This window comes from Plesiocystis pacifica SIR-1 (genome assembly GCF_000170895.1).
Taxonomy (GTDB): Bacteria; Myxococcota_A; Polyangia; order Nannocystales; family Nannocystaceae; genus Plesiocystis; species Plesiocystis pacifica.
In genome coordinates this window covers 1-13,631 of record NZ_ABCS01000095.1, presented here as the reverse complement: position 1 = coordinate 13,631, position 13,631 = coordinate 1, and the positions used below count along the sequence as shown (strand labels likewise).

The following is a 13,631-nucleotide window of genomic DNA, read 5'->3' as shown; positions in this document are numbered from 1 at the left end:
GCTAGAAGAACGCCTTCCAGGTCAGGTCAGCCACGAGCGCCAGGGTCAGCGCGGGCAGGTATACGAGCGAGAGCACGAACACCTGCCGGGCCCAGCGGACGTCGGACTCGAACTCCTTGGAGCTCAGGCCCTTGATGGTCCAGCCGAGGAACACCAGGCCCATCGCCAGGGCGAGCCCCATATAGAGGTTGCCGGTGACGCCCAGGGGAGTGAGCGCGAGGCTCACGGGGATCAGCAGGAGGGCCCAGGCGATGGCCTGGACCTTGGCGACGGTCTCCCCGCGGACCACGGGGACCGTCAGGATGCCGGCGTTGGCGTAGTCCTGCTTGCGGAAGATGGCGATGGCCAGGAAGTGGGGCATCTGCCAGACGAGCAGGATCCCAAACAGGACCGCGCCGGGCAGGTCGAGGCTGTTGGTCGCCGCGGTCCAGCCCAGCAGCGGCGGGATGGCCCCCGGGACTGCGCCGATGACCAGGGCCAGGGGCGTGACGCGCTTGAGCGGCGTGTAGACCAGGGTGTAGCTGACCAGCGCAAACAGCGCGACGCCGGCGGTGAGCCAGTTGGTGCCGAAGCCGAGGATCACCATGGAGGCGAGCGCGAGCAGCCCGGCGAACACGTTGGCCTCCCACGCGGCCATGCGACCCGTGGGCAGCGGGCGCATGCGCGTCCGCTTCATCTTGCGGTCGCCCTCGCGCTCCATGACCATGTTGAAGGCGTTGGCCGAGGCCACCGCGCAGGCCGAGCCGATCAGCACCGCGATCCACACCGTCCAGTGCGAGGGCTCGGGCGCGAGCCACATGCCGCCGGCGGTCATGACCAAGCACATGCGAACGATTCCCGGCTTGGTCAGGGCCAGGTAGTCGCGCGCGCGCTCGGTGAGGGAGGACTCTCGAGTGCGACGTTCGGTCACAGCTGCACCGCCTGTTGCCCTGTTCGACAAAAAGAGTCAACCGCTCGATAGGCCTCGGCGCACGCGCACTCGCGCTTGTTCAGGCAACGCATTTCGCGCTCTTCGCACCGGGCGTACACCCAGCGGCCGCTCTCGCCCGCCTTCTTGGGGTTTCGAGCTTGCTCGCGCATCTGCTCGGTGGGCGCCCGGACTTCGGAATCGGGATTGAGATAGAGCTCACAAGTTGGCGTGCGATCCTGTGCGCCCAGACAGTGGGCCATCAGAATGTCGACGCCGGTGAGGCAGACCGCGGCGTTCGCATCTTCCTGGTCGCAGGCGTCGTACCAGTCGACGACCTCGTCGATGCAACCCTCGACGTCGAGCTCCGAGCCGCGCGCGTCCATCTGCTGGATGCCCTCGGACACCCAGCGCTCCGAACCCGCGTAGCGGGCGTAGCCCATCACCCCCGTGAGAATCGTGACCGCCCCGGCGAAGCCGAGGACCAAACGCAAGCTCGGTCCGTCGGTCGCGGTCTCGGGCGGGGTAGGCACCGGCGAATCATCGCCAGGACCCTCGGGGTGGGCTGACACGGGCGGTTTCTACTCGGCAGCCCTGAGACCGTCAACGAGGGCCCCACGCAACATTTGCGAACCTCGGAGTCGAGCTTCGCTCCCATGATAAATATCCTCGCTTGCTCTTTTTGAGCCCTCTGGCGCGAGGATTTGTCCCGAACGGCGTCCCAAATCGAGGCCGATTCGAGCCCGAGCGCGACGGACTCCGGGAGCCTTTGTCAACGCTCCGGCGGCGGTGATCTCGACGAGGCGGAGCCCCACGCGCGGCGCAGCGTACGGGTCTGCCCTCGATGTGGGTGCGGTCGCCGACCATCGAGAAGCTCAGCGCCTCACTGTCCCCGCCCTGGGTCACGACCAGGGTCTGCCCGTCGTAGTCGACGACGGGCAGCGGATCTCCGGCGCGGGAGGGGATCAGCGCGATCCGAACGCCCGGGGCGACGGTCGGTCTCCCCGCGCGCGATGATCAGCCGCCGATGGGTGCAGGCCACCCGGCGCTGGCGGTGAGCTCGTCGTCGGACAGCGCGATGGGCTCGGCTTCGCCCTCGGCCCGGAGCACCTGCACGAGCAGGCGCGGGGAGCCCACGTCGGTGTCAGCCTCGTGGCGCAGCACCGCCGAGCTCGCCGTCGCCCCAGGCTCGAGCACCACGGTCAGCTCGTTCCAGGGGTAGGCGCCGGATGACGCGACCTCGGCCAAGTCGCCGCTTTCACCGAGCGCACTTGTGGTGTCTGCCAGCTCCCTCCATGCTGTGACCGTGCCGAGGCGAGGCGGAATTCGAGCGGCGGCGCGCGGGCACTACTGGACCGTCGTGCCCTACGTCCGCGGGGTCCTGTTCCCCGAGACCGTCGCCGACCGGCCGTGGCAAATCACCGTCCCCGGGAGCCGCGGCGGCGCCATCGAGCTCGCCGGCGCGCTCGGCCCTTCGGGGCCAGCCGGCGTCGACACCCGCGACACCCTCGTGCTCATCCTCCACGGCCTCGGCGGCTCGGCGGACAGCACCTACGTCCTGTCCGCCGCCGCAGCCGCGGCCGCGGCCGGTCACGCCTACCTGCGCCTGTCCATGCGCGGCGCGGGGGACAGCGGCCGCGACTTCTACCACGCGGGGCTGTGGGCGGACCTCGCCGCCGTCCTCGGCGACCCCAGCCTCGCTCGCTTTCGCCGGGTGTTCGTGGTCGGCTTCTCCCTCGGGGGCCACGTCGCCCTGCACCTGGCCTGCTCTCCGGACCCCGACCCGCGGGTCGCCGGCGTGGTCGCGATCTGCTCGCCCCTCGATCTGCTCCTCAACGCGCACAGCTTCGACGCGCCGTCGATGTGGCTCTACCGGCGCTCGATCGTCGGCGGCCTCGAGGACATCCTCGCGCGCATCGAGGACGGACCGCGGCGCAACTTCCACGGCATCCGGGCCTGGGACCGGGAGGTCGTCGTGCCGCGCTGGGGCTTCGAGGACGAGAACCACTACTGGACCAGCCAGAGCATCGGCCCGCGCCTGGGCGAGACCAAGCGGCCCTTCCTCTACGTCGCCGCCGAGGACGACCCCATCGTCCCCCTCGAGACCGTGCGCCCCCACCTCGAGCGCGCCCGCGCGGCTCAGCCCGAGCTCGCGCAGGTCGCCTACGTGCGCCGGGGTGGTCACGTGGGCTTTCCGGCCTCCGTCGACCTGGGGATGGGGCTAGGCGCCGGCGCGGGCCTGATGCCCCAGGTGCTCGCGTGGTGTGAGGGCCGCAGCGGCGCCTGACCGGGACTCCACGAGTCATTCGAAAAAATCGGTCGAGCCATGAGCCGTTTTTGGCTCCTGCCCGGACACCCCAGTGCGACGGTCAACACGCGGACCGACGCCCTGGCTCCGAGGCGCCCCGTGAGGGGGTGACTCGTCCGAATCGAGCCAGGGGGTCCGCGGCCGTCGCGGGGGATCCTCATGTCTCGCCGCCTGCTCGCCTTCGCCCTCGTCGCCCTGTCCCTGTCCACCACCGAGCTCACCGCCTTCGAGGCCTCGGCCCACGAGGCCGACGGGCAGTCCGCCGCGCTCGCCCACCAGAGCATCGAGCAGGTCTCGGAGCAGACCCTCGAGCCGACCCACCCGCAGCCTCTGCTCCCGCCCGCCGTCGGAGAGCTCGCCGAGCTCGAGGAAGGCTGCGCCCTCGCCCCCGTGCCCACGGGTCGCTGGGAGGGCCGCGCCAGCGACGACGAGTGGATCCCCGGGCTCTACCCCGCCCGCGAAGCGCTCCCCGCCGGCAAGCTCGCCCTGACCTTCGACGACGGCCCCCACCCCGGGCGCACCCCGCTGATCCTCGACGAGCTCGAGCGCCAGGGCTGGACCGGCGCCTTCTTCATCACCGGCCACTCCGTGCGCGCGAACACCTACCACCTGGTCCAGCGCATGGTCGCCGAGGGCCACACCCTCGCCAACCACGGCTGGCGCCACGACACCCGCATGGCCCGCAACGTCGCCGGCCTCGACGAGCTCGAGGCCTACGTCGCCTCGGAGTTCGAGCTGACCCAGATCCGCGTCGACCTGGCCATGCTCGCCACCTCCAAGGAGGACTTCCGCGCCCTCGACCGCGAGGTCTTCGACGGCCTGCGCTGGTCCAAGCACGACCGCGGCGAGCAGCTCGCGCGCATGGAGGGCATCCGCGCCCGCCACCGCGCCGTGCTCGAGGCCCGCGGCTACAGCGAGCAGGATCGGCCCCACACCCTCGGCTGGGTCCGCCCCCCCGGCGGCAACCCCTACGTCGGCAGCCACTGGAAGGCCGAGGAGCGCGAGGCCTTCGCCCGGGCCGTCAACGCCCAGGGCATGCGCATGGTGATGTGGGACGGCGGCACCGGGGACTCCGACCCCAAGCTGAGCGTCGACGAGCGCATGGACCCCAAGCGCGTGGCCAAGACCGCGACCAAGGCGGCCCGCAGCGCGAGCCGCGAAGGCGGCATCTACGTCGCCCACGATCGCCTGGCCCCCGACGCCACCAAGGCGATGCTGCGGGCCTTCGCCCGCAGCGGGGTCGAGATCGTCAGCCTCGCCGAGCTCGACACGACCCACGGCTGCGCCCCCTGAGTCGTGGACGTGGGGCAGGGAGGGCGTGGCGTCGTCCGCGACGGCCAAAATAGTCGTGGACGTCCTTTTTTTTCCACCCGACATCCCCTTCGCGGCCCACCATGGAGGGGATGCGCCCGCCTCTGCCCAGACGCCGCCTCGCCCTGCAACTCGCGCTGCTCTCGGGGATCGGCCTGGCCTTTTGCCTGCATCGGGGAGCCGCGCCGGTCCAGGCCGAGGGCGCCGAGTGCTGGGAGGAGACCCAGTGCAGCTGGCCCAAGAACAACTTGATGTTCATCGTCGAGTACTCCACGGCGATGAACGAGCCGGCCGAAGGCTTCCCAGGCCAGACCCGCTGGGAGGCCAGCGTCGAGGCCCTGGAGACCATGCTGCAGCCGGGCCTGTTCCTGACCAACCAGGCCAACATCGCGATCATGCGCTATGGCCACGACCCCCAGCCGGGGGTCCCCGGCACGACCATCCCCGGCGACGCCTCCGGGCTCGTCGACGGCCACGTGTTCGACCAGCGCTGGGATGACGAGCGGGGCGTCTACCACGAGTGCGTGGCCGAGGAACTCCTCGACCTGCTCGCGGCCACGCCCCCGCCGCTCAACGGCGCAGCCACGGGCATCGAGCCGTGGACCCGCGGGGCCCTCGAGGCCGCCCTCGCCGAGGCCCTCGCCACCCAGCAAGACCACCCCGAGGATCTAGGCCTCGAGCCCGGGCTCATCGCCCCCCGCCCCTACATCTTCAGCCTGATCACCGCGGGCGCCTGGACCGACGCCGACGGCTCCTCGGCCTACGCCCCGGCCGAGGCCGACCCGGCCCCGGTCGCGGAGCAGGCCTTCGACGATCACCACATCCCCACCTACGTGCTGTCGTGGCACGGCGACGAGCAGGCGCAGGCGGCCGCCGACGCCGTCGCCAACGCGGGCGGGACCCAGGTCGCCATCGCCCACGAGCCCGAGGTCCTGTGGGTCGCCGTCACCGACGCCATCTACGGCTCCTTCGGCGACTACTTTCCGGAGTGCTTCGGCGGCCAGCCGCGCGTCCTCGTGATCCTCGACGCGTCCTCGGCCATGCTCGACGACCCGGCCCAGCCCGGCCAGCCCGGCGCCATGGGGCAGACCCTGTGGGACCAGGCCCGGACCGCCCTGACCGCGCCGGGCGGCTTCCTCGAGGTCAACCTTGGCGACGGCCTGCCCCTCGACGGCCGCGCGCAGATCGGCCTGATGGTGTTCGGCGGCACCAGCCCCGACCCCGGCGAGCAGCGCGTGCTCGTGGACTACGGCTCGTGCACCGCCGACAACATGGCCTGGGCCCTCAACCCGCTCACGAGCTGCCTGCTCCCGGGCTGCGAGGATCCCTGGGGCGGGCCGCCGATCGTCTGGGACTTCCAAGACGGCACCCCAGACCCCCCGGGCTTCGACCTGCCGACCGACAGCCACATGCCGCGCTGCCAGGGGCCAGGACCGGGCTGCGCCGGCTCGGGCCGGGCGCTGCACCTGGGGCTGGCGCTGGCCCACCAAAACCAGGCCGACTACCACGCGACCAACGAGGGCTGGGACGCCCTCGCCCCCGTCAACGACGCGACCCCCTACCACAACATCCTGATCGTCGCCGGGGCGCACGAGTCGACGGACGCCCAGGTCGAGACCCATCTCCTCGGCATGGTCGCGGACGGCATCACCACCCACGTCATCGGCCTGGGCCCGGCCTACGACCCCGCAGGGGGCGACCCTCTGGCCCTGGCCCAGCTCGCCCAGATGGCCGACTGGGGCTCCGGCGGCACGCTCCCGCCGCTGCGCGCCCTCGAGGGGGACGAGCTCTCGGCCACGCTCTCGGCCATCGTCGAGGGCCTCGAGGTCGAGCTCGATCCCTGCTGCGCGTTCCCCAGCTGCCTCGACACGCCCGAGCCGACGACCAACGAGCCCGACCCGGTCCCGGGGGACGGAGACACCGAGTCGGGCACCCCGACCGACACGGACACCGCCGAGAGCACGGACACCACCGAGACCGAGACCGAGACCACCGAAGAGTCCGGCACGCGCGGCGAGTCCGAGTCGGCCGAGGAGTCGGGCTCCAGCGAGGACGAGATCGGCGACGACACCGAGACCGGGGCGCCGCTCGATACGGGCGACGCCACCGGCGGCGGCGATGAAGCCAGCGCCGACCCGATCATCCTCGATCGGGGCTGCGCGTGTCAGGCCGATCCCGAGCCCGGTCGCCCCCTCCCCTGGGCCCTCGCGCTGCTCCTCGCCCTGCCCCTGCTTCGCCGCCGCGAACGCAGCCGCTAGCGACCGAGCGGGTCGAGGGTCAGCAGGCCATCGCCTCGATCTCCATGCACGGGTAGGGGTCGCTCTCCCCGTCGAGGAACTCGGAGACCTCCTCGCAGCTGGGCAGCGCCGCGATGCACTCGGTCAGCGCCAGCTCGGCCTCGAGGCACGCCGGATCGTCGAGGTACTCCCCGTGCACTTCGAGGCAAACCTCGACGCAGCCCTCGTTCGGGAACCCGCACATGTCGATGGCCCCGCACGCCTCCTCGCACGCGCTGATGACCTCCTCCGGCAGCTCGCCCGCGCCCGTCGTCTCCGTCGTCTCCTCGCCCTCCGTCGTCGTCTCCTCCGTGCCTTCGGTGGAGCTCTCCGTCTCCGTCTCCGTGGTGTCCGAGCTGGTCTCGGACGAGTCCGTCCCGACCTCGTCGTCGGCCGTACCGGACTCGCTGTCCGTCTCGGCCCCGGTCTCGTCGGCCGCGCCCTCGCCCTCGCTCGGCTCCCCGTCGTCGCTCGGGCAAGCGAGCAGCGTGGGCGCGAGCAGCAGGGAGAGGGACGCGGCGAGGATGCGGTGGGTGGTGGTGGTGAACATGAAACGAGTAGACCCGCCACCACGAAGGCCCTCAATCCGCATGACCCCGCCAAGCGGGAAGCGGGGAAACCCCGGCGCGATGGGGTGAGCTCCGCCGGGGACCGAGCGACAGCTTGGGCGGTCCCTCCCCTTCGCGCTTCGGTGCCCGTCACCAGGTCACGATGGCGCCCCAGTGGCGCCCCAGCGGCGCCCTCGTGGTGAGCCCGCCCGAGCCTAAAAGCGGAAGTTGACCCCCGCGATGGCGTAGAGCGGCGGCGCCAGCTGGTCGAAGCGGCCGTGCTGTTCGTAGCCGCCGCGCACCCACAGCTCCATGTGCCGCCACGGCAGCCCGCCCACGCGGGCCCCGTAGCGCATGGTGAAGCCCGTCGGGCCGTACCAGCCGTCCTGGACGTCCTCGTACACGTAGCGCCGGTAGTCCGCGCCGTGCTCCAGGTGCGTGCCCCACTGTTGATCCCAGCTCAGCTCCGCGGCGACGAACCACCGCTTCGGGTACCACCCGGGCGCGGTGATCAGCTCCGTCCCGAGGCCGAGGGCATCGACGGAGCGGTTCGAGAGCCCGCGGACCACGAGATCGAGCTCGACCGGCCACGCGAAGCGGCCCAACGCGAGGGCGTCGACCCGGGCGCCCGCGGCCCAGCGCCAGTCGCCCATGTCGGGCTGGGTCATCGGGAGGGTGAAGCGCGTCGCCAGGAGCAAGGTGCGCTCGCCGGGCAAGAACAGCGCCCGGGCGTAGCCGAGGGACCACGCGAGGGTCGTGCCGTCGACCCCGACCTCGGTCCCGACCACGTTGGCCCCGGAGTCCGGCGAGGGCCGCTGGCCCGGGCCCGCCCCGGCCAACACCGCCGCCATCACGAGGGAAGCCAGGGCGCTCACTCGAGCTCCAGCCCTTCGAGGTAGTCCCGGACCACGGGCACCGTGGCCTCCGCCCGCGCCCACACGATGTCGGTGTGGCCCGCGTCGGCGATCTCGACGATCCGAGCGTCCGCAAACAAGGGCGTCTGCTGGCCCTGGAATTCCGTGCCCAGATCGACCGAGAGGGCGCCGGTGATGAACAGGACCTCGGCCTCGACCTCGCCCAGGCGCGGGGTCCAGTCAAAGCGCGCGCCCTCGATCTGCTCGAGGTAGAGCTCCAGCAACACGGCCGCGCCGACCCGCCAGTTGGGGCTGGGCTCCTCCAGGCGCGCGTTGGTGTCCTCGAGCAGCAGCAGCGAGGTGACGTAGTCGGCCCGGGCGTGGTCCTGCATCGAGACGAACTGCCGCGCCCACAGCAGGTCACCCAGGTGCTCGGCGAAGTAGTCGAAGTCGAAGTCCGCCGCGAGCTCGGGGATGTCCCAGCGCAGCCGGCCCGGCTCGGCGAGGACCGCCCCCGCGATCCGCTCGGGGTGGGCGTTCATGTACATGCCGGCGTACTGCCCTCCCCAGGAGTGGCCCAAGAGCACCACCTGGCGACCTGCGGCGAAGTGATCGACCACCTGCTCGAGGTCGCTCAGGTAGGCGTCGAGGGTCAGCGCCTCGAGCCCGTGGCGCTCGGACAGGCCCGCGCCCCGTTGATCCCAAAACACCCAGAAGTAGTCGTCGGCCAGGCTCTCGCCCTCGACGGGCTCGATCAGCCGCAGCAGGTAGCGGTAGTCGTTGCCCGGCCCGCCGTGGAGGACCACGATCACGGGGTCGTCGGGGTCGCCGAAGGTCTCGAGATGAACCCGCGTATCCGCGAGCTCGAGCGCCGGCAGCTCGGGGTCGTCGAGGACCGTGGCCGGCACCAGGTTGCCGGGCTGGGCCGGATCGAGGCAGCCGATGAGGGCGAGCGCGCCGAGGAGCGCGAGCCGTGGACGAGGCACTGTCAACATCACGTGAGTGAGTCGCGCGACGCCTCGAGAATTCCCGATCGCTCAGGTGTCGGCGCAGTGATGCTCGAGGACCTCGGGCTGGAGGCCCCGCCAGGTCGCGAGGGCCCCGAGCCCGACGGCGGCCACGAGGAGCACCCGCGCCCCCCACCGAGGCCAGCGCAGCGAGGGGGCGCGCAGCCGCGTCTGCCCCCCCCACAGCGCGCGCATCAGCGGGACCCCGAGCCCGACCTGGATGACCGCCGTGACCGCGAACGCGGCCGAGAAGCCGGGGTCGTAGTTGAGCAGCCCGCCGAGGGCCAGGCCCGCGATGGCCAGGTTGGCGAGCACGACCGCGACGAAGCCCCACACGCGCAGGCGGTAGAGGCCGACGATCGCCACGATCATCGTCAGCGCGCACGCCAGGTCCGTCAGCGCGTAGCCCAGCGAGCCCGGCTCGTCATGGTTGAGCGCCGACGCCAGCAGGGTCTCGGCGTCGGCGACCGCGAACACCAACATGGCGACGACGAGCTCGCGGTGGCGGATCAGCGGGAAGCCCCCGTCGGGCGCGTCGACGTCGAGGGGCAGCTCGCCGAGGGACCACAGCCCGATCGCCGACGCGAGCAGCAGCGTCGGCATGAGCAGCGGCAAGGTCCCGAGCTCGGTCCACAGCCCCACGGACGCGGCCAGCAGCGAGGACCACCAGCACGCGCGCACGAGCAGCTGGGCCCAGGTGCGCGTGCTGGCCACGAGCGCCGAGGCGAGCACGAAGCCCGCGACGTGGACGAGGCCGTAGCGCAGCACGGCGCCGGGGCTGACCCAGTCGCAGGTCGAGGCGCCGAGGGGGTGGGCGAGCACGCTGACCGCGTAGGCCGCGAGGACCAGGCACGAGAGCAGCGCCGCGAGCAGGCGCAGGCGACCCCGTCGGCGCTGGTGCGCCTCGAGCTCGGCGAGCATGGCCTCGGGCGCCCCGAGCGCGGGGCTCGTCGTCCCCAGCCACTCCCGCGCCCCGTCCAGGAGGTCGTCGTAGGACTCCGTCATCGCTGCGCTCCTCCTTCGATCTGCGCGCGCACGAAGGCCTCGGCGCGCTGCCGGCGTGCGTGCAAGGTCGACACCGGGACGCCCAGCAGCCCCGAGGCCTCCTTCAACGAGCGCTGCTCCAGCACGCACAGGACAAAGGCGACGCGCAGGTCCGCGTCGAGCTCGTCCAGGGCCAGGTAGAGGCGCCGGACCGCGTCGCGCTCGCGCACCGCGTCCTCGACGTCCTCCCCCTCCATCGTCGGCTTGGGCAAGGCCGCGTCGAGGCGACGGCGACGGCGACGCTTGGTCACGTGGGTGCGCGCGATGTTGATGGCGATGCCGTGCAGCCAGGTCGAGAGCGCCGAGCGATCCTCGAAGCGATCGAAGCGCTCGTGCGCCCGGATGAAGGTCTCGTTGACCAGGTCCTCGACGCAGGTCGGGTCCCCCGTGATCGCCAGGATCTGCCGGGCGAGGCGCTGGGCGTGCTCGCGGTAGCAACGCGCCAGCCGCTCGCGCCGCGCGTCCGACTGCTCACGCGCGCTCACGGCTACCGGCGCCAGAGGCGCAGCCGTCGACAGGGGTGTCGTGGGCATCCAGATGGTGAGTTGCGCGAGCAGCCCGGTTTTCCCGCGGCCCTCGAAAACAATCTGCGCGCGTCACGACGGCTCCAGGGCGTCGCGCACCGCCCACAGCAGCTCCTCGCGGCAAAAGGGCTTGGACAGCAGCCCGACCCCGGCGGAGGCCAGCTCGTCGAGCTGCGCGCGCTCGGTGGTGTAGCCCGTCATCAAGATCAGGGGGAGCCCGGGCTGCGTCACCTGGAGCTCCCGCGCGAGCTCGATGCCCGAGCGCCGCGGCATGACGACGTCGGTCAGCACCAGGTCCACGCGCTGCTCCGAGAGGGTCGCGCTGGCCTGCTCGCCGTCTTCGACCACGCTCACCTCGTAGCCCGCGCCGCGCAGCAGCTCCTCGGCGATCCGACGGACCAGATCGTGATCCTCGACCAGCAAGATCCGCTCGTCCCCGCCCGGGGCTGGCGCGCGCGCCTCCTGGACGGCGGCCACGCTCGCCTCGCGGGCGTCGAGGGGCAGGTACACCTCGAAGGTCGTCCCGCGACCGAGCTCGGAGTCCACGCGCACGAGCCCGCCGTGACGGTGCACGACGCCGAACACCACGCTCAGGCCCAGGCCCGTGCCCTGGCCCTCGGCCTTGGTCGTGAAGAAGGGATCGAAGATCCGCTCGAGGTCTGCGGGCGCGATGCCTTCGCCCGTATCCCGGACCGAGATCTGCGCGAACTCCCCAGGCTCGACCGCCTCGCGCTCGGCTCCCAGCGCCTCGGCCGAGAGCGCGACCCGGCGCAGGCGCACCTCGAGCTCCCCGCCCTCGGGCATCGCGTCGCGCGCGTTGATGCACAGGTTCATGACCACCTGCTCGAGCTGAGCCCGGTCGACGACCAAGCGCAACGCCTCGTCCTCGATGACCAGCAGCTTGCGAATGCTCGAGGGCAGCAAGCGCCCGAGCAAGCGCCAGCTCTGACGCAGCGCGGCCCCGAGCTCGACCTCGCTCAGCTCCATCGCTTGGGCCCGGCCGAAGGTCAGCAGCTGTCGGGTCAGCTCCCGAGCTCGGGCCGCGGCCTCGTCGAGGCCGTCGAGGTCTTCGAGGGCCTCCCTCGACAAGCCCTCGGCCTCGAGGCGCAGCATGCCCGTGTGCCCCATGATCGCCACGAGCAGGTTGTTGAAGTCGTGGGCCAGGCCGCCCGCGAGCAGGCCGAGGCTGTTGAGCCGCTGGCTGCGGCCGAGCTGGCGCTGCAGCTCCTCGGCCTCGGCGACCTGCTGGCGCAGCTGCTCCTCGACCCGCTCGCGCCGGCGCACCTCGGCCTCGAGCTCGCGCAGCTGCTCGAGCTGCGCCGCGTTGGTCTGCGACAGCATCTCCCGGGCCCTGCGCGCGGGCAACAGGCGACCCAGGGAGCGGGCCAGCAGCCCGCGCACGCGCATGCCCACGCTGCGCCGCTGCAGTCGCGCCCGATAGTGGAAGCCCCGCTCGAGGGCGCGCATCTCGACCACGGCGTCGCGGGCTCCCATGCGGCGAAAGGCGAACTCGATCTGCGCCTGCATGCTCCAAAAGTTGACGGTCGTCAGCGTCAGCCGAGGGTCGCGCAGCTCCACGGTCCACTCGAACTCGAGGTCCGCGACGCGCTCGACGAAGCTGGTCCGGAACACCCGGCAGTAGTTGTGGACGATCCCGTCCGTATCGAGGTACCAGCGCGCGACCGCGCTGGGAGACGCGAACAGCCCCGCGACCCCCAGCAGCGCCCGCGGCAGCGAGCGCTCCATGCTCTCGACCGAGATCTCGGCGACGCGCGCTGGCGTGGCCCCGTACTCGTCGACGAGCCGACCCATGAGCAGCGCGAAGCTCTCCCAGTCGATCCACCGGCGACCATCGAGCATGTGCTCCATCGAGTAGGGCAAGGCTCGGATCAGCTGCTGCCGGTCCCCGCCCAGGCCATCGCACAGCTCGAACGCGGTCCCGAGCATCTGACAGCTGACCTCGAGCGGCAGGCTGTTCTTCGAGCTCGTCACGGGTCCCAGGCACACCCGGACGGACCGCGTGCGCGAGCCAGAATACACCACGGGTCAACCCTACTCACAGCTCTGGCGAGAGCGGCAGACCCTCGTCTCGCGCGCTCTCCCCGAGCTGCAGGTAGGCGAAGCCTGGCTTCGGTGGCGGCCGGTCCGAGCCCCGCTCAGGGCGCGAACTTCGACAGCCGGTCGTGGCTGACGACGGTGGCCGCGCTCTGCTCGTCGACGGTCACGTCGTAGGCCCCGCCACGTCGGCGCCCGCCTCCGCAAAGACGGCCCTCGGATCCTGGCACGATTGATGCTCTCGGCCTCGGCGTGCCCGAGTTCCCCGTCCACCTCGAGTTCTCCCCGACCAGGCGCCAACGCCTCGCGCCACACTTCGCCGTGTGGCGCCCGTACGGCCTCGCGCTCCTCGGCCTCGCGCTCTTGGCCCTGCCCGCCGCCGCGCTCGTGTCCCCGTGGTTCGCGCTGTGGTGCGTCGTTCCCCTGTAGCTCGGGCGAGCCTTCGTCTTTGGCCTCGTGCGCGGGTTGTTCCCGGCCGAGCAGCGCTGCGATCGGATCATTCGGGACAACGCCCTGGGCTACGCGGTCCCCGGCGACCGCGACTGGATCTGGCTCGACGGGCTGCTGACCGTCGACATCCTCCCCCGAGCTGTCGGCGCACCTCCAGCGCGCGGCAAAACGCGCCGGCGAGCCCGAGGTCGTCGCGGCCGTGGTCGAGCGCGGGCGGCAACTCCGGGAGCGAGAGCACGAACCAACCCCTTCCCCCAAGTACCGCGTGTCCGAAGTCCGTGCCGGGTTTGGAGCGGCACTGGAACCCGAATGGCTGTGTCGCCGCTCCTAGCGGTGGGGTTCACCAC

General features: G+C 71.8%; 14 protein-coding genes. 4 read left to right on the top strand and 10 right to left on the bottom strand.

Translation table 11 applies throughout. The annotated features are described in order from the left end of the window. Nucleotide 1 precedes the first annotated feature (1 nt). From cyoE to PPSIR1_RS32580, 3 genes are all read right to left on the bottom strand, one after another. On the bottom strand, nucleotides 2-910 hold the full coding sequence (cyoE, locus tag PPSIR1_RS32590; protein ID WP_006975506.1) for a heme o synthase: 909 nt from the start codon (nucleotides 908-910) through the stop codon (nucleotides 2-4). Next, on the bottom strand, nucleotides 907-1,440 hold the full coding sequence (locus PPSIR1_RS32585; RefSeq protein ID WP_006975505.1) for a hypothetical protein: 534 nt from the start codon (nucleotides 1,438-1,440) through the stop codon (nucleotides 907-909). Before PPSIR1_RS32585 ends, cyoE begins: the two co-directional genes overlap by 4 nt. Nucleotides 1,441-1,924: 484 nt before the next feature. Continuing rightward, nucleotides 1,925-2,155, bottom strand: a complete 231-nt coding sequence (locus tag PPSIR1_RS32580) for a hypothetical protein (protein ID WP_006975504.1) — start codon at nucleotides 2,153-2,155, stop codon at nucleotides 1,925-1,927. Between the two features lie 58 nt (nucleotides 2,156-2,213). Here PPSIR1_RS32580 and PPSIR1_RS32575 point away from each other — a divergent pair, with 58 nt between their 5' ends. From PPSIR1_RS32575 to PPSIR1_RS32565, 3 genes are all read left to right on the top strand, one after another. Continuing rightward, nucleotides 2,214-3,194, top strand: coding sequence for an alpha/beta fold hydrolase (locus PPSIR1_RS32575; RefSeq protein WP_157596205.1), 981 nt, complete (start codon nucleotides 2,214-2,216; stop codon nucleotides 3,192-3,194). A gap of 180 nt (nucleotides 3,195-3,374) precedes the next feature. Further along, a complete protein-coding gene (locus PPSIR1_RS32570; RefSeq protein WP_006975502.1) occupies nucleotides 3,375-4,508 on the top strand; it encodes a polysaccharide deacetylase family protein in 1,134 nt (377 codons plus the stop codon). Nucleotides 4,509-4,618: 110 nt separating this feature from the next. Continuing rightward, nucleotides 4,619-6,784, top strand: a complete 2,166-nt coding sequence (locus PPSIR1_RS32565) for an MYXO-CTERM sorting domain-containing protein (RefSeq protein WP_157596204.1) — start codon at nucleotides 4,619-4,621, stop codon at nucleotides 6,782-6,784. Nucleotides 6,785-6,803: 19 nt separating this feature from the next. On the opposite strand, the gene PPSIR1_RS32560 is transcribed toward PPSIR1_RS32565, so the two are convergent. From PPSIR1_RS32560 to PPSIR1_RS50890, 7 genes are all read right to left on the bottom strand, one after another. Further along, the gene (locus tag PPSIR1_RS32560; RefSeq protein WP_006975500.1) at nucleotides 6,804-7,352 is read right to left on the bottom strand and encodes a hypothetical protein; all 549 of its coding nucleotides are present in this window, start codon (nucleotides 7,350-7,352) and stop codon (nucleotides 6,804-6,806) included. Nucleotides 7,353-7,565: 213 nt separating this feature from the next. Beyond that, nucleotides 7,566-8,225, bottom strand: coding sequence for a hypothetical protein (locus PPSIR1_RS32555; protein WP_006975499.1), 660 nt, complete (start codon nucleotides 8,223-8,225; stop codon nucleotides 7,566-7,568). Next, nucleotides 8,222-9,190 (bottom strand): alpha/beta fold hydrolase, encoded by a 969-nt coding sequence (locus PPSIR1_RS44485; RefSeq protein ID WP_006975498.1) that lies wholly within the window; start codon nucleotides 9,188-9,190, stop codon nucleotides 8,222-8,224. The genes PPSIR1_RS32555 and PPSIR1_RS44485 overlap by 4 nt, the downstream gene beginning before the upstream one ends. Nucleotides 9,191-9,241: 51 nt before the next feature. After that, on the bottom strand, nucleotides 9,242-10,216 hold the full coding sequence (locus tag PPSIR1_RS32545; protein WP_006975497.1) for a hypothetical protein: 975 nt from the start codon (nucleotides 10,214-10,216) through the stop codon (nucleotides 9,242-9,244). Continuing rightward, nucleotides 10,213-10,740 carry an RNA polymerase sigma factor gene (locus PPSIR1_RS32540; RefSeq protein WP_006975496.1) on the bottom strand — a complete coding sequence of 176 codons (528 nt, stop codon included), beginning with the start codon at nucleotides 10,738-10,740 and terminating at the stop codon, nucleotides 10,213-10,215. Before PPSIR1_RS32540 ends, PPSIR1_RS32545 begins: the two co-directional genes overlap by 4 nt. Nucleotides 10,741-10,851: 111 nt before the next feature. After that, nucleotides 10,852-12,771, bottom strand: coding sequence for an ATP-binding protein (locus tag PPSIR1_RS44480; protein WP_006975495.1), 1,920 nt, complete (start codon nucleotides 12,769-12,771; stop codon nucleotides 10,852-10,854). A 164-nt stretch (nucleotides 12,772-12,935) separates the two neighbouring features. After that, nucleotides 12,936-13,064: a hypothetical protein gene (locus tag PPSIR1_RS50890; RefSeq protein ID WP_269744740.1), complete on the bottom strand. Its 129-nt coding sequence runs from the start codon at nucleotides 13,062-13,064 to the stop codon at nucleotides 12,936-12,938. A 22-nt stretch (nucleotides 13,065-13,086) separates the two neighbouring features. Here PPSIR1_RS50890 and PPSIR1_RS48550 point away from each other — a divergent pair, with 22 nt between their 5' ends. Beyond that, entirely contained in the window at nucleotides 13,087-13,263 is a 177-nt protein-coding gene (locus PPSIR1_RS48550; protein WP_006975493.1) for a hypothetical protein, read from the top strand. Nucleotides 13,264-13,631: the final 368 nt, after the last annotated feature.

Excerpts from the sequence above, each read along its gene's own strand:
- PPSIR1_RS32565 (WP_157596204.1), top strand. The coding sequence starts at position 4,619 with ATGCGCCCGCCTCTGCCCAGACGCCGCCTCGCCCTGCAACTCGCGCTG.
- PPSIR1_RS32570 (WP_006975502.1), top strand. The coding sequence starts at position 3,375 with ATGTCTCGCCGCCTGCTCGCCTTCGCCCTCGTCGCCCTGTCCCTGTCC.
- PPSIR1_RS32545 (WP_006975497.1), bottom strand. The coding sequence starts at position 10,216 with ATGACGGAGTCCTACGACGACCTCCTGGACGGGGCGCGGGAGTGGCTG.
- PPSIR1_RS32560 (WP_006975500.1), bottom strand. The coding sequence starts at position 7,352 with ATGTTCACCACCACCACCCACCGCATCCTCGCCGCGTCCCTCTCCCTG.